The organism is Gordonia ajococcus, from assembly GCF_012974285.1.
Lineage (GTDB): Bacteria > Actinomycetota > Actinomycetes > Mycobacteriales > Mycobacteriaceae > Gordonia > Gordonia amicalis.
The window spans coordinates 3,590,189-3,607,990 of sequence record NZ_CP052884.1; the positions used below are offsets into that span (position 1 = coordinate 3,590,189).

15 protein-coding genes are annotated in these 17,802 nt (G+C 66.5%); 6 read left to right on the forward strand and 9 right to left on the reverse strand.

Going from position 1 to position 17,802, the window contains the following annotated elements:
* Positions 1 to 90: 90 nt before the first annotated feature.
* Positions 91 to 1,095 carry an LLM class flavin-dependent oxidoreductase gene (locus GAA2_RS16310; RefSeq protein WP_159405383.1) on the forward strand — a complete coding sequence of 335 codons (1,005 nt, stop codon included), beginning with the start codon at positions 91 to 93 and terminating at the stop codon, positions 1,093 to 1,095.
* A gap of 92 nt (positions 1,096 to 1,187) precedes the next feature.
* On the forward strand, positions 1,188 to 2,075 hold the full coding sequence (locus GAA2_RS16315; RefSeq protein WP_159405382.1) for a tyrosine-protein phosphatase: 888 nt from the start codon (positions 1,188 to 1,190) through the stop codon (positions 2,073 to 2,075).
* Between the two features lie 60 nt (positions 2,076 to 2,135).
* Here the strand turns inward: GAA2_RS16315 and GAA2_RS16320 are convergent, their stop codons facing one another.
* The 6 genes from GAA2_RS16320 to ctaD form a co-directional block, all read right to left on the reverse strand.
* The gene (locus GAA2_RS16320) at positions 2,136 to 3,302 is read right to left on the reverse strand and encodes a hypothetical protein (protein ID WP_159405381.1); all 1,167 of its coding nucleotides are present in this window, start codon (positions 3,300 to 3,302) and stop codon (positions 2,136 to 2,138) included.
* A 216-nt stretch (positions 3,303 to 3,518) separates the two neighbouring features.
* Positions 3,519 to 3,968, reverse strand: a complete 450-nt coding sequence (locus tag GAA2_RS16325; RefSeq protein ID WP_159405380.1) for a cupin domain-containing protein — start codon at positions 3,966 to 3,968, stop codon at positions 3,519 to 3,521.
* On the reverse strand, positions 3,965 to 4,798 hold the full coding sequence (locus tag GAA2_RS16330; protein ID WP_024500562.1) for an aminoacyl-tRNA hydrolase: 834 nt from the start codon (positions 4,796 to 4,798) through the stop codon (positions 3,965 to 3,967). Before GAA2_RS16330 ends, GAA2_RS16325 begins: the two co-directional genes overlap by 4 nt.
* A 3-nt stretch (positions 4,799 to 4,801) precedes the next feature.
* Complete coding sequence (locus GAA2_RS16335) at positions 4,802 to 5,182, reverse strand: VOC family protein (protein WP_006436033.1); 381 nt, start codon at positions 5,180 to 5,182, stop codon at positions 4,802 to 4,804.
* A 104-nt stretch (positions 5,183 to 5,286) separates the two neighbouring features.
* On the reverse strand, positions 5,287 to 6,528 hold the full coding sequence (serB, locus tag GAA2_RS16340; protein WP_159405379.1) for a phosphoserine phosphatase SerB: 1,242 nt from the start codon (positions 6,526 to 6,528) through the stop codon (positions 5,287 to 5,289).
* Between the two features lie 3 nt (positions 6,529 to 6,531).
* A complete protein-coding gene (gene ctaD / locus GAA2_RS16345) occupies positions 6,532 to 8,316 on the reverse strand; it encodes a cytochrome c oxidase subunit I (protein ID WP_024500564.1) in 1,785 nt (594 codons plus the stop codon).
* Between the two features lie 334 nt (positions 8,317 to 8,650).
* Between ctaD and GAA2_RS16350 the strand changes: the two genes are divergently transcribed.
* Positions 8,651 to 9,625 (forward strand): ABC transporter substrate-binding protein, encoded by a 975-nt coding sequence (locus GAA2_RS16350; RefSeq protein WP_159405407.1) that lies wholly within the window; start codon positions 8,651 to 8,653, stop codon positions 9,623 to 9,625.
* A 151-nt stretch (positions 9,626 to 9,776) separates the two neighbouring features.
* Entirely contained in the window at positions 9,777 to 10,265 is a 489-nt protein-coding gene (locus tag GAA2_RS16355) for a beta-class carbonic anhydrase (RefSeq protein ID WP_159405378.1), read from the forward strand.
* A 61-nt stretch (positions 10,266 to 10,326) separates the two neighbouring features.
* Here the strand turns inward: GAA2_RS16355 and GAA2_RS16360 are convergent, their stop codons facing one another.
* Positions 10,327 to 10,491 (reverse strand): hypothetical protein, encoded by a 165-nt coding sequence (locus tag GAA2_RS16360; RefSeq protein WP_191834455.1) that lies wholly within the window; start codon positions 10,489 to 10,491, stop codon positions 10,327 to 10,329.
* A 126-nt stretch (positions 10,492 to 10,617) separates the two neighbouring features.
* Between GAA2_RS16360 and GAA2_RS16365 the strand changes: the two genes are divergently transcribed.
* Together GAA2_RS16365 and GAA2_RS16370 are read left to right on the forward strand one after the other, a co-directional pair.
* On the forward strand, positions 10,618 to 13,614 hold the full coding sequence (locus GAA2_RS16365; protein WP_159405377.1) for a DEAD/DEAH box helicase: 2,997 nt from the start codon (positions 10,618 to 10,620) through the stop codon (positions 13,612 to 13,614).
* On the forward strand, positions 13,611 to 14,423 hold the full coding sequence (locus GAA2_RS16370; protein WP_159405376.1) for a hypothetical protein: 813 nt from the start codon (positions 13,611 to 13,613) through the stop codon (positions 14,421 to 14,423). The genes GAA2_RS16365 and GAA2_RS16370 overlap by 4 nt, the downstream gene beginning before the upstream one ends.
* Positions 14,424 to 14,470: 47 nt before the next feature.
* Here GAA2_RS16370 and nrdF read toward each other — a convergent pair whose 3' ends face one another.
* A complete protein-coding gene (gene nrdF, locus GAA2_RS16375; RefSeq protein WP_024500569.1) occupies positions 14,471 to 15,475 on the reverse strand; it encodes a class 1b ribonucleoside-diphosphate reductase subunit beta in 1,005 nt (334 codons plus the stop codon).
* 68 nt (positions 15,476 to 15,543) lie between these two features.
* Positions 15,544 to 17,736 carry a class 1b ribonucleoside-diphosphate reductase subunit alpha gene (gene nrdE / locus GAA2_RS16380; RefSeq protein ID WP_024500570.1) on the reverse strand — a complete coding sequence of 731 codons (2,193 nt, stop codon included), beginning with the start codon at positions 17,734 to 17,736 and terminating at the stop codon, positions 15,544 to 15,546.
* Positions 17,737 to 17,802: the final 66 nt, after the last annotated feature.

Below are 17,802 nucleotides of genomic sequence, written 5' to 3' on the forward strand. Positions count from 1 at the left end.
CTCACGCCCGCGCAGTCGACCGGCTCGGATCAGCCGTGTCGGAGACGGGCGCGGGAATACTCGGACCGGTTCGCCGGGTTGAGGGACTACGTGACCGCTCAACGCCTTCCCCTGTCCATCCTGGATCTCGCCACCGTCGGCCGCGACGAAACGGTCGCGCAAAGTCTCGCCGCCAGTGTCGATCTCGCGCAGCATGCGGAGAAGTGGGGATACAAGCGGATCTGGTACGCCGAACACCACAACATGTCGGCTATCGCGTCGTCGGCGCCGGCGGTGCTCATCGCGCACATCGCCGCCCACACCTCGTCCATCCGCCTGGGTGCCGGCGGCGTCATGCTGCCCAACCACGCCCCGCTCACCATCGCCGAGCAGTTCGGCACGCTCGCCGAACTCCACCCCGGCCGCATCGACCTCGGACTCGGCCGCGCGCCGGGCAGCGACCAGCAGACCTTCCAGGCTCTCCGTCGCACGCACGCGTCGGCGGAGCGGTTCCCGCATGACGTTCTCGAACTGCAGGCGTTCCTCGGCGACGAGTCACGTATCGAAGGTGTGCGCGCGACGCCGGGCGCCGGTACCCATGTGCCCCTCTACATCCTGGGCTCGTCCCTTTTCGGTGCGCAGCTCGCCGCCGCTCTGGGACTCCCCTACGCCTTCGCGTCGCACTTCGCTCCGCAGGCACTGACTCAGGCAGTTGAGTTGTACCGCCGCGAGTTCCGGCCGTCGGAGGTCCTCGCCGAACCGTACGTGATCGCCGGCGTCGGTGTGATCGCCGACGACGACCCGGACGTCGCTCAGGAGCAACTGCAGATCGCCCGACGCCAGCGTGTCTCGTTGCTCTACGGTCGCGGCCGGACCTTCACCGACGAGGAAGCCGACGCCGTGCTCTCGATGCCTCAGGGCCGGCAGATCGACGAGATGCTCACCTACGCCGGTGTCGGGACGCCCGACGAGGTGCGGAAGTACCTGACCTGGTTCGCCGGACACGCCGACGCCGATGAGCTGATCGTCGCCTCGCTGGCGCCCAGTCGCGCCGTGTCGCTGAGCACCCTCGGACACCTCGCCCCGGCGATTTCGCCGGTCGCCACGCTCGACTGAGCGCCCACGAGTCACCTGCTCGCCGCGGGCAGTTGGTTGTCCGTTCACCGCACAACAGTCCGCAGTCCATTCGGCCGATGAACGATCCGACCGTGAGAACAACACGAACGGTATGGAAGACCCTGGCCGCCATCGCAATCGCGGCCGGTCTCGTCGCCGGCTGCAGCGCGACACAGAGTCCGCCGCAGCATGACGCGCAGTCCGGCGTCGCTGCACCGGCTCCGGCTCCGCGGCTCGCCTCTGTCGACAACTTCCGTGATGTGGCAGGAGCGGGCGACGGCTATCCCGTCGACCGTGGCCACATGCGTCGCGGGGTCCTCTACCGATCGAACGCGCTGACACCCGACGACCACGACCTGGCCTCGCTGTCCGCACTCGGCATCCGCCGGGTCTACGACCTGCGGACCACCCTGGAGATCGAGGCCAAACCCGACGTCCTCCCGACCGGCGCGGCGTACGTGCGACACAACATCGTCGGCGACGACCAGGGATCTGCCGCGATGGGCCTGTCGAGTCTGCGGAGTGCCGACGAAGCCCGCGGTCTCCTGATCTTGGCGAACAAGAACTTCGTCACCGACCCCGACGACCGAGCCGAGATCGCCGCCACCATCCGCGACATCGCCGCCGGCCAAGGTCCTCAACTCTTCCACTGCACGTCGGGCAAGGACCGTACGGGCTGGATCTCCGCGGTTGTCCAGACCCTCGTCGGGGTGAACCGCGCCGACGTGATGCGTGACTACCTGCTCACCAACGAATACTCCGCCGCGTCGATCGACAAGGCGGCCTCGGCCGCGGCGGCGAAAGCCGGACCGGGGACCGGCGAGGCGGTACGGGTCGTGTCCGGGGTCTTCCCGGAGGCGCTGGGTGCCGGACTCGACGAGGTCGACCGACAATACGGATCGATGGAGGAGTACGCCCGCAGCGGGCTGGGCCTGTCCCCCGACACCATCGATGCCCTCAAGGCGGAACTCACGGCGTGAGCACACCACTGAAGTCGATTCATCGGCAGTAATGACCTATCGACATGAGGCTCCGTTGACCTATAGGCCAAGTGGCGCATAGGGGCCATCGAGGAACAGTTCGGTCTGACCCGCGCCCGACCACTCGCGCCCGTCCGGGGCAATTGTCCTGGTGCGCACCAGATATTCCTTCCCGATGAGAACCCGCTGGACGACGCCGTCATGGCGGACATGGTCGAACGGCTGGTCTCGTGCGTCCACGTCGTCCCACTCGAGCGAGACCCCCGGTCCGTGGTAGGTCCGCATCGAGCCTCCGTCCCTCCAGGAACCGGCCTGGTATCCGATCGTCGAGGTGATCCACGGCGGGCAAGCAGGTTCCACTTCCTGCACCCACTCGCCGTCGTCGGCGTCGTGCAGGATCACTCGACCTCGCCGCAGGAGCCGGGTACCCGGCACCAGCTCGAGTTCACAACGCCCGCTGACCAACTCGTAGGTCTCCTGGTCCCATCCGACGACGAGCCGGCCTTCGAAGGGGGTTCCGAAAGTGTCGTTCATGGGCACCTGACGCCCCCGGGCGTCCTCGTGGATGGCGTAGAAACCGGAGAGATCCTCCGACCCGAACAGCGTCCAGAACCGCAGCGATCGCGGAACACCTTCCGGCGCGGGAGGAGGAAGGAGCTGCGGATTCGGGGCGATGGGTGGGCGCTCGAAATAGACACCCCATGAGTGATCGCGGCTCCCATACCAATTCGGGCCACCCACCTCGATCCGTTCACCGTCGAGTTCGATCCACCCCTCCACCGTTCCCGGCTGCGAGTAGCGGGACTGGTCGGTGGTCGGGCGGCCCCGATTGGTCGCGAGGTGATGCGCCTCGAGATAGGCCGGCGACATACCGAACCAGTCGAGCGAACACGACAGACCGGATTCGTTCGGCGCGAGCTCCAACCGGATGTGGCGGTATGGCTCCACCACGGTGATGCGATACGGCCCGACCTCGAGTTCACACTTCTCCCGCCACGTGCGACTGAATCGCACGGTGCGCTGGAGGCCATCCCGGTTCAGACCGACATACCCCCCGATCAGATCCGTGTTCGGAGAGATGCGCAGACCCTGGAAACAGAAGGTCTTCGCCTCCGCGGAGAATGCACCGAAGTAGTACCCGTCGTCGAAGCCGGTGTTGGTGTCACTCACCACCGACAACGGTTGCGACGTCTGATGCACGGGCAGTTCGTCGTAGGGACTCAGCACGAATTTCCTCCTCGTCTGATGAACATCACCGGTCCATCAGAATAGTCTAGGCATGGATTTTTTATCCCTCACCTATTTCGAGGAGTTCGTGGTGACATGGACAGCCAGGCGGGGACCTGTCCCGTCGGCACGTTCGACGACCTGATGGGCCCGCATCCCGACATCGTCCGCTGCCCCTACGGCGCTGAAGCCACACTCACGGCGTGACAGTCTGTTTCAAGCCAGCCGGAAGTCCGCGAAGTCGAATCCGGGCACCACGATGCAGCTGACCAGCGCCGCCTCGTCCCCGATCGGCCGCGCCCGTTGCCACACGCCCGGAGGGACCAGCGCCTGCGGCTGATGTCCGGCGGCGATGTCGGGTCCGACCATGAGCGGGGTCGGATCACCCGGCGCATCGTCGTCTCCGCCGAGGTCGAGTTGCACGGGCGCCCCGCGGTGGTGCAGCCAGATCTCCGTCCCGCGAACGGTGTGCCACGCGGACTGTTCGCCGGGCATCAGGACGAAGTAGATGGCGGTCCCGGCGGCCCGGTCACCGGTGTAACCGGCCGGCAGCACCTCCTGCGGCAGGCCGACCTCGCTCCGCCAGGTCTGGCGATACCAGCCGCCCTCCGGGTGTGGCTGAAGGTCAAGGCTTTTCGCCCAGTCCGGCAGCTCCGTCGCGCTCATCTGCTCCCCTGTCTCGTGATCAGGTCTCCGATGACCTCGGCGATGACGGTGACCGAACCGGGCGCTATCTCGGTGAACCCGGCATCGCGGACCGCCACCGCGGTTCCGGCGGCATCGGCGTCGAGCAGTTCTCGCCATCGTTCGGGCGTGGCCCGACGCACCGCCAGCCGGCATTCGTCGAGCCGCCACCGGATCGCCTCGTCGGCGGTCAACAGCTTGGCGGCGAGCATCGACGCGTGCCCGACCTGCGCGGCGAGCTTGCCGACCGTCATGTCCAGGCCGGGGTTGGTCCACAGCACCACACCGTGTTCCGGCGCCTCGGTGGGGATGTCGCCGTCGACCTCGGTCCCGCCGATCTGCAGTTTCTTGACCCGGCGGTCGAGATCGCCGACACGACCGGGCACGAAAGCGCGCGCCTCGGCGTCGCCTTCGGTCGCGGTGACACCCCACACCTCTTGCGCCGCAGCCCATTGCGCTCCACGGGCGCGCCGGGCGATCTTGCGAATCCGGGCGTTGCACCAGTCGTCCATCGCCGATGCCCACGGTCCGTCGCCGGCGGCGCGGTGGTCCAGGCACAGCAGCGCGACGGCCCGCGCAGCTGCGGCCAGCAGATCGGTGCGATTCGGCGGGTCGTTCTTCTCGATGCGCAGCACCATCGCCATCGCCAGCACATCGGCGGGATCCTCGGGATCCTCACCGCCGCCGACGTACCCGACGAGACGTCGGTGGTCGGCGACGATCGCTTCCGGCACCACCGGGAGGGGCACCGGCCGATCGTCGACCTCCTCGGACGGCGACCGTTCGGCTGTCGGTGTCAGGTCATCGGTCACGCATCATCCCCAGTTCTCGGCTTTCGTCAGACAGAACGGATGTCCGGCGGGGTCGAGCAGCACACGCCACGTCTCCCCCGGTTGTTCCGACGGTACGGTGGCGCCGAGTTCCACGCAGCGCGTCTGGGCGGCGTCGAGATCGTCGACGGCAAGGTCGAAGTGGAACTGCTTGGAGCCGTGCTCATTCGGCCACGCCGGGGCAACATAGTCGGGCACCGTGCCGAAGCCGACGGCGGGACCGTCACCGACGATCATGGCGTACCCCTCGCCCGATGCGCCGATCTTCCAGCCGAGCACCTCGGACCAGAAGGCTGCCGACGCACCGGCATCGGCGCAGTCGAGGGAGATCATGGCGAGCTTCGCGACACTCGTCGAGATGGTCATCGGAGGTCCTTTCACGGCAGGAACGAATGGATCTCCATCGTCTCTCGCCATCTGGACCCCCGCCTTGAACGAACCCGACGGATCGGGCCCCTCGAGACCCGATCTCAGCCCAGCGGGACCCGTCGGTACACACCGTCGGCGGCGTCCGCGGCCTCGATCTCGTCGCGTGACACCCCGAGGATGAACAGCACGGCGTCGAGGAACGGGTGGTTGAGCGTCGCGTCGGCGACCTCTCGCAACGCGGGCTTGGCGTTGAAGGCGATGCCGAGTCCGGCGACGCTGAGCATGTCGATGTCGTTGGCACCGTCACCGACCGCGATCGTCTGCTCCATCGGCACGCCGACCTGGTCGGCGAACGAGCGCAGCGCCTGCGCCTTGCCCATCCGGTCGACGACCTCGCCGATCACGCGGCCGGTCAGTTTGCCGTCGACGATCTCCAACGTGTTGGCACGCACGAAGTCGAGCTCGAGTTCGTGTGCCAGACCGTCGATGACCTGCCGGAAGCCACCGGAGACGAGGCCACAATGGAACCCGAGACGATGCAACGTCCGGATCGTGGTCCGCGCGCCCGGGGTGAGCTCCAGCGATTTGGCAACGTCGTCGAGGACACTCGCGTCGAGACCGGCCAATGCCTTGACCCGTTCGTGGAGCGACTGAGCGAAGTCCAGTTCACCGCGCATCGCAGCTTCGGTCACCGCGGCGACCTCGGGCTCGCGGCCGGCATGTGCGGCCAGCATTTCGATGACCTCGCCCTGGATGAGCGTGGAGTCGACGTCGAAGACGATGAGGCGCTTGGCGCGTCGGGCGAGACCGCCCCGTTCGACGGCGATGTCCACCGAGTGCCTGGCCGCGACTTCGGCCAGTCCCTTACGCAGCGCGGCGTCGGCAGCGACCCCGCCCCGGCCCGCGACGCTGACCATCAGTTCGAGGCCGGTGAGCGGGTAGTCGGCGATGCCACGGATCGAATCGATGTTGCCACCCTGGCTCGCCAGTTTCGCGGCGACCGCGCTGAACGCGGTGGCCGTGACCGGGCTGCCCAGGATGACGACCGCGTGCGAAGACGGCGAGCTCTTGCCGGCTCCGACACCGATCTCCACGCGGACATCGAACCCGATGGAGGCCATGGCCTGTTCGACGACCTCTTGGAGACCTTCAGGGTCCCTGGTTGCCGAGACGAGAACGCCGAGCGTCAGCTGACCGCGGATGACCACCTGCTCGACGTCGAGCAGTGCTACGGCCTGACCGGCCAGGGCACCCATCAGAACGGAGGTGACACCTGGCCGGTCGGGACCGGTGACAGTGAAGAGAACGGTCGTGCCGGTACTGCCTGTTGAGTCTTTGCTCACCGGTCAGCGCGGATCGGGATCCGGCGACCCCTCGTGCGATCCGACGGTGAACGGCTCGCGACGAGCCTCCTCCATCTGGCGATCCTTGCCCGCGTCGTGACCCGGACCGACGTGAGCCTCGGCACGCATCCGCTCGATCATGTGCGGGTAGTGCAGCTCGAAGGCCGGACGCTCCGAACGGATGCGGGGCAGCTCGGTGAAGTTGTGGCGCGGCGGCGGCGACGAGGTCGCCCACTCCAGCGAGTTGCCGAAGCCCCACGGATCGTCGACGGTCACGACCTCGCCGTAGCGGTAGCTGCGGAACACGTTCCACAGGAACGGCAGGGTCGACAGGCCGAGGATGAACGCGCCCACGGTCGAGATGGCGTTCAGCGTCGTGAAGCCATCCGACGGCAGGTAGTCGGCGTAACGACGCGGCATGCCCTCGTTGCCCAGCCAGTGCTGCACCAGGAACGTCATGTGGAAACCGATGAACGTCAGCCAGAAGTGGATCTTGCCCAGGCGCTCGTCGAGCATGCGTCCGGTCATCTTCGGGAACCAGAAGTAGATACCCGAGTAGGTGGCGAACACGATGGTGCCGAAGAGCACGTAGTGGAAGTGGGCGACCACGAAGTAGGTGTCGGAGAGGTGGAAGTCCAGCGGCGGGCTCGCGAGCAGAACACCGGTCAGACCACCGAAGAGGAAGGTCACGATGAAGCCGACCGCGAACAGCATCGGCGCTTCGAACGTTATGTGACCTCGCCACATCGTTCCCACCCAGTTGAAGAACTTCACGCCGGTCGGAACCGCGATCAAGAACGTCATGAAGGAGAAGAACGGCAGCAGCACGGCGCCGGTGACGTACATGTGGTGCGCCCACACGGCCGCCGACAGGGCGGCGATGGCCAGGGTCGCGTAGATCAGGCCCGAGTAACCGAAGATCGGCTTACGCGAGAAGACCGGGAAGACCTCCGAGACGATGCCGAAGAACGGCAGCGCGATGACGTACACCTCGGGGTGTCCGAAGAACCAGAACAGGTGCTGCCACAGGATCACGCCGCCGTTGGCCGGGTCGTAGATGTGGGCACCGAACTGGCGGTCGACCTCGAGGCCCATCAGGGCGGCGGTCAGCAGCGGGAAGATCAGCAGGATGAGCACGCTGGTCACCAGGATGTTCCAGGTGAAGATCGGCATCCGGAACATGGTCATACCGGGGGCACGGAGACAGACCACCGTGGTGATCATGTTGACGGCACCGAGGATGGTACCCAGACCGGACACACCCAGACCCATGATCCACAGGTCGGCGCCGAGGCCCGGGCTGTGGACCGCGTCGGTCAGCGGGGTGTACGCCGTCCAACCGAAGTCGGCAGCACCACCCGGGGTGATGAAGCCGGCAAGGGCGATGGTCGAACCGAACACGAACAGCCAGAACCCGAGCGCGTTGAGTCGCGGGAAGGCGACGTCAGGCGAACCGATCTGCAGCGGCAACACGAAGTTGGCGAAGCCGATGACGATCGGGGTCGCATACATCAGCAGCATCACGGTGCCGTGCATCGTGAAGAGCTGGTTGAACTGCTCTGTCGACAAGAACTGCATGCCCGGCTGTGCGAGCTCGCCACGCATCAGCAGCGCCATGAGGCCACCGATGAGGAAGAACGCAAAACATGCAGAGATGTACATCATGCCGATCAACTTGTGATCGGTCGTGGTCAGCAGCTTGTAGATGAACGAACCCTTGGGCTGATAGCGCTCCGGGAACGGACGCACTGGAGCCACTTGCGTGGTGGGTTGGTCTACCGCGGTCACAGATCCTCCTCTTGCCCGAGCGCGACGCCGAACCCCTTCGGACGTCGGTCGGCACATGAACAAACCGAGCGCTGAATACTGATCCTAAACCCTCACCGGCGCCCGAGCCGAGCGGGTCCTACGATCTGTCGTATTCGACGCCCGACACACCACATCGGCCGTGCTCAAACCCATTTCCGTACGACGCGCCAGGCGTTCCGGACAGCCTGGGCGGCGTCGGCGGCCGACGGTCTCGCGGCCCCATCCGAGCCTACGCTCGACCCGAGTGGGCCGATGCTAGGTTGGGCGGGTGCAGAGCAGGGGTAACGGTGCCACGGATGTACGTGTTCGTCGTATTCGGGGTCGCCGACCGGTCTGGGCAGCCCTTCTCGGTGTGGTCGCCCTCGCGTCGGCCGCCTGTTCCGGCGACGAACCGCTGACCACTCCCGACGGCTCCCCCATCTCGACCACCGTGACACGCGTCGCGGAGGTCAACATCGTCTCCGCCGACCGCGACTTCTCGAAGACATGTCTCGCCCCCACGGCGGCCGACGCCGGGACGACCGACGCCGCCCGCATCGTCGTGACCGATCCGGCGCTCCTGGACGCGCTGTGCGCGCTCGGTATCGGCGACAAGGTGACGGCGGTGACCGCGGCACCCGGTTCGGTGCCCGCCTATCTGGGACCGCAGCTGACGTCCGTGCCGGCGATCGGGACAACCCCGGACGCCGCAGCGGTGTCGAAGGCCGACGCCGACCTCGTCCTCACCACTCCCGGGACCGCCCCGTCGTCGAAACCCTTCGGTGCAGTGCGTTCCGTGACGATCCCGGCCGGCGACTGGCAGGAGCAGTTCCGAGCAGTCGCCGACGCGGTGAACCGCAGCGAGGCGGGCCGTCAGCGGCTCGCCGAGTTCACCACCGAGGCCACCAAGACCGGCCGGCGCATGGACGCCTCGCACACCCAGGTGTCGCTGGTCCGGTTCGGCGACGACTCCGAGACCATCGCCGGCATGGACACCTTCGCCGGGCAGATCCTCGGCGAGATCGGTGTCCAGCGACCCGGCCCGCAGCGCGTCCCCGATTCGTTCCCCGTCGACGACGCGAACTTCCGCGCGGCCGAGGGCGACCTCATCTATGTGAGCTTCGAGGGCGAGCAGGGTCGGAAGCACGGCGAAGAGGTCCTGCTGAGCGACGAGTGGCTGAATCTGGGCGCCTCCATGTGGAAGCGCGTCCTGGCCGTCGACGACGCCGTCTGGTACGACTCGTCGGGCCTGGCCGCCGCGTGGCTGGTCCTCAACGACGTGAAGGGTTCGCTCGACGGGAACTCGTGAGTCACGCCCGGCCGCGAGAGTGCGTCGTGAGTGCCCTTTTCCGGCACTGACCACGCATTCTGCGACGAGGACACTGTCGACCGAGTCCACCGTTTCGATCAGGCCAGGTGAAACCCTCGCCCGTGGCGCCGCAACCCATCACTGTTGACGCATGAGTGTCACCGATCAGTACCTGGCGAACAACGCCGAATACGCCAAGACCTTCACCGGGCCCCTGCCGCTGCCGCCGAGCAAGCACGTCGCGGTGGTCGCCTGCATGGATGCCCGCCTCGACGTCTACCGCGTCCTCGGCATCAACGAAGGCGAAGCCCACGTCATCCGCAACGCCGGCGGCGTCATCACCCACGACGAGATCCGCTCCCTCGCGATCAGTCAGCGACTGCTCGGCACCACCGAGATCATCCTCATCCACCACACCGACTGCGGCATGCTGACCTTTACCGACGACGAGTTCAAGCGGGAGATCCAGACCGAGATCGGCCAGAAGCCGGAGTGGGCCGCCGAGTCGTTCACCGACATCGACGAGGACGTCCGCCAGTCACTCACCCGTATCAAGAACAGCCCGTTCATCACCAAGACGAGTTCGCTGCGCGGATTCGTCTTCGACGTCGCGACGGGTCTGCTGCGCGAGGTTTCCTGACCTTCTGACACAACTGACCGGGTACGCGCTCGAGCCGCATACCCGGTCAGTTCGTCTGCGATCAGTCCTCCGCGGAGTCGTCCGAGCGCTGAACCGCGTCCGGGGCGTTCTCCCTGGTCGCCATACCGCCCTCGCGTCCGTGGTCCTTCGGCCCCGGCGGGTCCTGGCGCACCTCGGCGGTGCCCGCCTCGTGTTCGGACTTCCTGCTGTCCTTCGACTGCCCCATCGCGTCCTCCTCGTGCCACGGCCGGATACCTCTGCGCCGGATCTCCAGTTCTCGTCCATACCCCCGCCGAACGATGCGGAAACCGGCACTGTCGTGGGTCGTCGTTAGACTGGCGGGCGATCCTCGATGCCATCAGAACCGCAGCTCAGTGGGCCGACTCCGCCGGACTCCGCCTCGTCCCCCCGTTCCCTCGCACCCCTCCACGTCCTGTGGCGGCCCGGTGTCGGTATGGCCGTGTGGATCGATGGCGAACCGGCCGACCTTCCCGAGTCGCTTCGCGACGCCGTGTCCGGCCGCCGGTTCCGCAGCGAGATCCCGATCGTCGACGACGGCAACCGGCGACGATTCGTCCGGGCGGCGACACTCGGTCTGACCTCGGCGGTGTCACTGCTCGATGCGTCGAGGTCGGTGACGGTCCCGGGCGACGTCCGGTGGTACCGATACCTCTTGGACGGCGTGCGCACCTTCGTCACCGCGGGTGCGGTCGCGCCGTCGGCCGAGCAGGTCGCCGGGGAATGGTTGCTCCGCTGGGTCGCCATCCCGACGCCCACGTGGCGCAGCTGGCACGCCGTCGTGCTCGGTAGCGCGCCGGATGCACTGCTGCACAACGGCTCCCACGCCGCGCTCGACGATTTCCTCGCCGAGCTCGTCGATCACGAGTGCCGTACCACGATCGCCCGCTCGATCCCCCGGCTCGGTGAACCTCGTCCGGCGTCGCCGGTCGTCCGTGCACTCCTACCCGGGACCGACGTCGGTCCGCCCTGCTCCCCCGAACGACTCTCGGCCGCCGCCGGGAGCTGGTCCCGATGGAATGCCGGCGTGCCACGGGACGACCAGTCACTCATCTTCCGTCTCCACGAGCCCGAGTACGACGACCTCACCGACAGTCACTGGGACGATGCGTGGGAGGACGAGACGTTCGACCTGCCGACCCGCGACGAGGTCGCCGACGCCTCGCGATGGCGGCTGGAGGTCTGCCGCCGCAGCATCGACGGTCAGATCGAGCCGGTCGCACCCCATCGCCTGGACGCCCACGAACTCGACGAGCTGACCACGGCACTGGCCGCCGCGGTACGGGAGTTCCCCGAACTCGATCGAGCCGACCCGGACCGCGGCTCCCTCGACTTCCTGTTGCCCACCGACGTCGCCGCCGAACTGTTCGCCACCGGCGCTGCAGCCCTGGGCGCCGCCGGGATTCCGGTGCTGCTTCCCCGCACCATCGCCGAGGTCCGGCCGAGCCTCACGCTGCGTGCACTGGCGCCGCCCGGCGGTGGCGCACCGGCGGCGATGGTCGGACTCCGCGAGATCCGCGAATTCGAATGGCGACTGGCACTGGGAGATTCGCCCGACGCCATCACCCTGACCGATGCGGATCTCGACGACTTGTCCGGCCAGAAGGGTGATCTGGTGCGGGTCCGCGGCGTGTGGGTCCGCGCGGAGGGTTCGGCGTTGACGCGTGCCGCCGCCTTCGTCGCGACCCAGCGTGCGCTCGCCGCATCTGCGCCACCTGCCGACTTCGGCGAACTGTTCGGACTCGTGACCGGCGAGTCCGACAGACTCCCGGTGCCCGTCACCCGGGTCGAAGGACTCTCGTGGCTCGACGATGTCGCCGAGGGCGGTGTCATCCGACCCGAACCCGTCACGCCCCCAGCCGATCTGGAAGCGATCCTGCGTCCCTACCAGCAGCGCGGCCTGGACTGGTTGGCGCACCTGTCGGACCTCGGCGTCGGAGGTGTGCTCGCCGACGACATGGGTCTGGGCAAGACCCTGCAGGTGATCGCGCTCGAGTGTCACGAACGCAGCGTCGTCGCCGACGATGCCGAGACACCCGGGCCGACCCTCGTGGTCTGCCCGATGTCATTGGTCGGCAACTGGTCTCGTGAGTTCGCGCGCTTCGCGCCGACCCTTCGGGTGGCCATCCATCACGGTCCTTCGCGGGCATCGGGCGCCACCTTCACCGGCATCCGCGACTCCGTCGACGTGGTCATCACGACGTTCGCGATCGCGGGCCGCGACCTCGAGCTGCTCTCTGCACATCCGTGGCACCGCATCGTCGTCGACGAGGCCCAGCACCTCAAGAACGTGAACACCATTGCCTCCAAGGCGATACGGACGATCCCGGCCGACCGTCGCCTCGCGCTCACCGGTACTCCTGTGGAGAACCGGCTCGAGGATCTGCGCGCGGTGATCGACCTGGTTAACCCCGGCCTCCTGGGGTCCGCGTCGGTGTTCCGGGCCCGTTACGCCGAACCCATCGAGCGGGACCGCGACCCCGGCGCCCTCCGACGCCTGTCCGCGATCACGCGGCCGTTCATCCTGCGGCGCGAGAAAACCGATCCGGCCATCGCCGCCGACCTGCCGGAGAAAGCGGATTTCGCGGTGCGCGCCAACCTCACCGTCGAACAGGCCGCGCTCTACCGTGCCGTCATCGACGAACTCATGGAGGCACTGCGCGACAAACAACAGCGAACGCTGCGCCGCCGCAACGTGCTGGCCGCACTCACCCGGCTCAAGCAGGTGTGCAACCACCCTGCGCACTACCTCGCCGACGGCACCGACCTCGTCCGCGACGGCGAACACCGCTCGGGCAAGGTCGAATTGCTGGCCGACATCGTCTCCACCGTCGCCGACGAGGGCGACCGCGCACTCGTCTTCACCCAGTTCGCGGCCTTCGGCGAGATGCTGTCGGGCTGGCTCGGCGAACAGTTCGGCACCGAGATCCCGCTGCTGCACGGTGGTCTCGGCCGCACCGAACGCGATCGTCTGGTCGCCGACTTCCAGTCCGACGACGGCGCCCCGGTGATGCTTGCGACCCTCAAGGCCGGCGGCACCGGTCTCAATCTGACCGCTGCCAACCACGTCATCCACGTGGACCGCTGGTGGAATCCCGCGGTCGAGGATCAGGCCACCGACCGCGCGTACCGCATCGGCCAGAACCAGAAGGTCTCGGTGCACCGCTTCGTCTGCGTCGGCACCATCGAGGAACGGATCGACGACATGATCGCCAAGAAGCGCGAACTGTCCCGGCTGACCGTCGCGGCCGGCGAGAACTGGGTGTCCGATCTCGCCGATGACGAACTCTTCGAACTGTTCCGGCTCCGCGACGAGGCGGTGAGCGAATGACCGTGCGCAAGAAGGGCACTCAGCGTAAAGGCGAACGGGGCACCATCGCGGTCCGCGGGTACGGCCTCACCCCGTGGTCGCGAGCGTTCGTCGACGTGGTCGAGGGCCGTGGCGCCGACGGTGAAGCGGTCGCCGACAGCCGACATGTCACCAAGGCGCGCAGGTACTTCCGCGACCGGCATGTACGTGGTCTGCGGATCGGGGCAGGCCAGGTGACGGCATCGGTGGAGGGCACCCAACTCGAACCGTTCGACGTCATCATCACCACCCGGACCGTCGACACCCCGACTCTCGCCGGTCTGCTCCGTGACCGCGGCGGCGTCGAAGAACTCATGCGACTCACCCGCGGTGAGCAGCCACCGATCCTCGGTGAGCTGCTCGTCCCCACCGAATCGGCGGACGTCGCGACCGACTGCACCTGTCCGGACGAGGCGCCGAGGTGCGTCCATGCCCTGGTGACCAGTTATGAGATCGCCGCCGAGATCGACAGGTCGCCGCTGACGCTGTTGACCGTGATGGGTACCGACCTGCGCGACCTGCTCACCGAGATCGACTCGCGCCCCGCGCCCTCCCCCGTCGCCGCCGACGACGACTCATCGTCGGGAACGCTGCGGCCCGACGACTTCTACGGCACCGCGTCGACGCGGCCGCCGCTGCCCTCGGTCCCACCGATGAATCCCCTCATCGCGCTCGACGGCTCGGACCTGCGCGCCGCGCTGCGTGCCACCGGCGTGGCGCCGGCCGACATCGCCGAGGCGATCGACGAACTCGGCGATCTCTACGACCGCCTGACCGCCACAGATTCATAGCCCGAAACCGCGCTGAGCGCGGCTCCGGGCCATAGATCGGGTGGGATCTAGAAGTCCCAGTCCTCGTCTTCGGTGTTGACGGCCTTGCCGATGACGTACGAGCTACCCGACCCCGAGAAGAAGTCGTGGTTCTCGTCGGCGTTCGGCGACAGTGCCGACAGGATCGCCGGGTTCACATCGGTCTCGTCCTTCGGGAACATCGCCTCGTAGCCGAGGTTCATCAGCGCCTTGTTGGCGTTGTAGCGCAGGAACTTCTTGACGTCCTCGGTGAGCCCGACCTCGTCGTAGAGCGTCTCGGTGTAGTCGCTCTCGTTGTCGTACAGCTCGAACAGCAACTCGAAGGTGTAGTCCTTGAGTTCCTGACGACGCTCCGGCGACTGCGTCTCCAGACCGCGCTGGTACTTGTACCCGATGTAGTAACCGTGGACGGCCTCGTCGCGGATGATGAGGCGGATCAGGTCGGCGGTGTTGGTGAGCTTGGCGCGGCTCGACCAGTACATCGGCAGGTAGAAGCCCGAGTAGAACAGGAACGACTCGAGCAGCGTCGAGGCGACCTTGCGCTTGAGCGGGTCCTCGCCACGGTAGTAGTCCATGACGATGCGCGCCTTGCGCTGCAGCTGCTCGTTCTCCTCCGACCAGCGGAAGGCCTCGTCGATCTCCTTGGTGGAGCACAGGGTCGAGAAGATCGAGCTGTAGGACTTGGCGTGCACCGACTCCATGAACGCGATGTTGGTGAGCACCGCCTCCTCGTGCGGAGTGGTGGCGTCCGGGATCAGCGACACTGCGCCGACGGTGCCCTGGATGGTGTCGAGCAGCGTCAGGCCGGTGAAGACCCGCATGGTGAGCTGCTTCTCGTACTCGGTCAGCGTCCCCCACGATGGGATGTCATTGGACACCGGCACCTTCTCCGGCAGCCAGAAGTTGCCGGTGAGGCGATCCCACACCTCGGCGTCCTTGTCGTCGGGGACACGGTTCCAGTTGATCGCCGAGACCCGGCTGACCAGCTTGATGGGCGCGCCGTCGGCGGGGCTGTGGCTTTCGGTGGAGGTCATGTGACTGTTCCTCGTCTAACGGGTCGTGTGGGGGCCGGGATTGCTGAAAGGCATTGCGGAGCAGGGGGTCACAGCATGCATGACACGCAGCCCTCCACCTCGGTCCCCTCGAGGGCGATCTGGCGCAGACGGATGTAGTACAGCGTCTTGATCCCCTTGCGCCATGCGTAGATCTGCGCCCTGTTGACGTCGCGCGTGGTGGCGGTGTCCTTGAAGAACAGGGTCAGGCTCAGGCCCTGGTCGACGTGCTGGGTCGCCGCCGCGTAGGTGTCGATGATCTTCTCGTACCCGATCTCGTACGCGTCCTGGTAGTACTCCAGGTTGTCGTTGGTCATGTACGGCGCCGGGTAGTAGACGCGACCGATCTTGCCTTCCTTGCGGATCTCGATCTTCGCCGCGACCGGGTGGATCGAGCTGGTCGAGTGGTTGATGTAGCTGATCGAACCGGTCGGCGGAACCGCCTGCAGGTTCTGGTTGTAGATGCCGTCGCGCTGCACGGCTTCCTTCAGCTCGCGCCAGTCGTCCTGGGTCGGGATGTGGATGCCCGCCTGTCCGAAGATGTCCCGGACCTTCTGGGTCTCCGGCTCCCATGCCTTGTTGGTGTACTTGTCGAAGAACTCACCCGACGCGTACTTCGACTTCTCGAAGCCGGTGAACGCCTGGCCGCGCTCGCGAGCGATCCGGTTCGACGCGCGCAGTGCGTGGAAGAGCACCGTGTAGAAGTAGATGTTCGTGAAGTCGATGCCCTCTTCGCTGCCATAGAAGATGCGCTCGCGGGCCAGGTAGCCGTGCAGGTTCATCTGGCCGAGACCGATGGCGTGAGAGTTGTTGTTGCCGTGCTCGATCGAGGGCACCGAGGTGATCGAGGTCTGATCGCTCACCGCGGTGAGTCCGCGGATCGCGGTCTCGATGGTCTGGCCGATGTCCGGCGAGTCCATCGTCTTGGCGATGTTGAGCGACCCCAGGTTGCACGAGATGTCCTTGCCCACATGGGAGTAGGACAGATCGTCGTTGAAGGTCGACGCCGTCGAGACCTGCAGGATCTCCGAGCACAGGTTGGAGTGGGTGATCTTGCCGTCGATGGGGTTCGACCGGTTCACCGTGTCCTCGAACATGATGTACGGGTAACCCGACTCGAACTGCAGCTCGGCGAGGGTCTGGAAGAACTCGCGGGCCTTGATCTTGGTCTTGCGGATTCGACGATCCTCGACCATCTCGTGGTAGCGGTCGGTGACGTTGATGTCGGCGAACGGCACGCCGTAGACGCGTTCGACGTCGTACGGGCTGAACAGGTACATGTCGTCGTTGGCCTTGGCCAGCTGGAACGTGATGTCCGGGATGACCACGCCGAGCGACAGCGTCTTGATGCGGATCTTCTCGTCCGCGTTCTCGCGCTTGGTGTCGAGGAAGCGGTAGATGTCGGGGTGGTGGGCGTGTAGGTAGACCGCACCCGCGCCCTGACGCGCACCGAGCTGGTTGGCGTAGGAGAAGGAGTCCTCGAGCAGCTTCATGATCGGGATGACCCCCGAGCTCTGGTTCTCGATCTTCTTGATCGGAGCGCCGTGCTCACGAATGTTGGAGAGCAGCAACGCAACTCCGCCACCGCGCTTGGACAGCTGCAGGGCCGAGTTGATCGAGCGGCCGATCGACTCCATGTTGTCCTCGATGCGGAGCAGGAAGCACGAGACCGGCTCGCCGCGCTGCTTCTTGCCCGAGTTGAGGAAGGTCGGCGTGGCCGGCTGGAAGCGGCCGGAGATGATCTCGTCGACCAGGTCGCGGGCAAGTGCCGTGTCGCCGTCGGCCAGCGTCAGCGCCACCATGCAGACACGATCCTCGAAGCGCTCCAGGTAGCGCTTGCCGTCGAAGGTCTTGAGCGTGTAGCTCGTGTAGTACTTGAACGCCCCGAGGAACGTCGGGAACCGGAACTTCTTGTCGTAGGCGTGCTTGAACAGGCCCTTCACGAACTCGCGGTCGTACTTGGCGAGGACCTCGGGCTCGTAGTAGTTCTCCTCGACGAGGTAGTCGAGCTTCTCGTCGAGGTCGTGGAAGAACACGGTGTTCTGGTTGACGTGCTGCAGGAAGTACTGGCGCGCGGCCTCACGATCCTTGTCGAACTGGATCTTCCCGTCGGCGTCGTACAGGTTGAGCATCGCGTTGAGCGCGTGGAAGTCCAGCTCGCCGGGCTCATGGCCCGACGGGCCGGCATGCACGCCCGACTTACTTGCTGAAGAGGTGTCCGAGACGGCGGCGGTGGGCGACACGACAGATGACTCCTGCGGATAGTGGTGGGCTTACCAAGTGCCTCATGGGCAGAGTATGGGCGGGGT

Excerpts from the sequence above, each read along its gene's own strand:
- GAA2_RS16335 (WP_006436033.1), bottom strand. The coding sequence starts at position 5,182 with ATGACCATCTCGACGAGTGTCGCGAAGCTCGCCATGATCTCCCTCGAC.
- nrdF (WP_024500569.1), bottom strand. The coding sequence starts at position 15,475 with ATGACCTCCACCGAAAGCCACAGCCCCGCCGACGGCGCGCCCATCAAG.
- GAA2_RS16360 (WP_191834455.1), bottom strand. The coding sequence starts at position 10,491 with ATGGGGCAGTCGAAGGACAGCAGGAAGTCCGAACACGAGGCGGGCACC.
- GAA2_RS16370 (WP_159405376.1), top strand. The coding sequence starts at position 13,611 with ATGACCGTGCGCAAGAAGGGCACTCAGCGTAAAGGCGAACGGGGCACC.
- GAA2_RS16355 (WP_159405378.1), top strand. The coding sequence starts at position 9,777 with ATGAGTGTCACCGATCAGTACCTGGCGAACAACGCCGAATACGCCAAG.
- GAA2_RS16325 (WP_159405380.1), bottom strand. The coding sequence starts at position 3,968 with ATGAGCGCGACGGAGCTGCCGGACTGGGCGAAAAGCCTTGACCTTCAG.
- GAA2_RS16365 (WP_159405377.1), top strand. The coding sequence starts at position 10,618 with ATGCCATCAGAACCGCAGCTCAGTGGGCCGACTCCGCCGGACTCCGCC.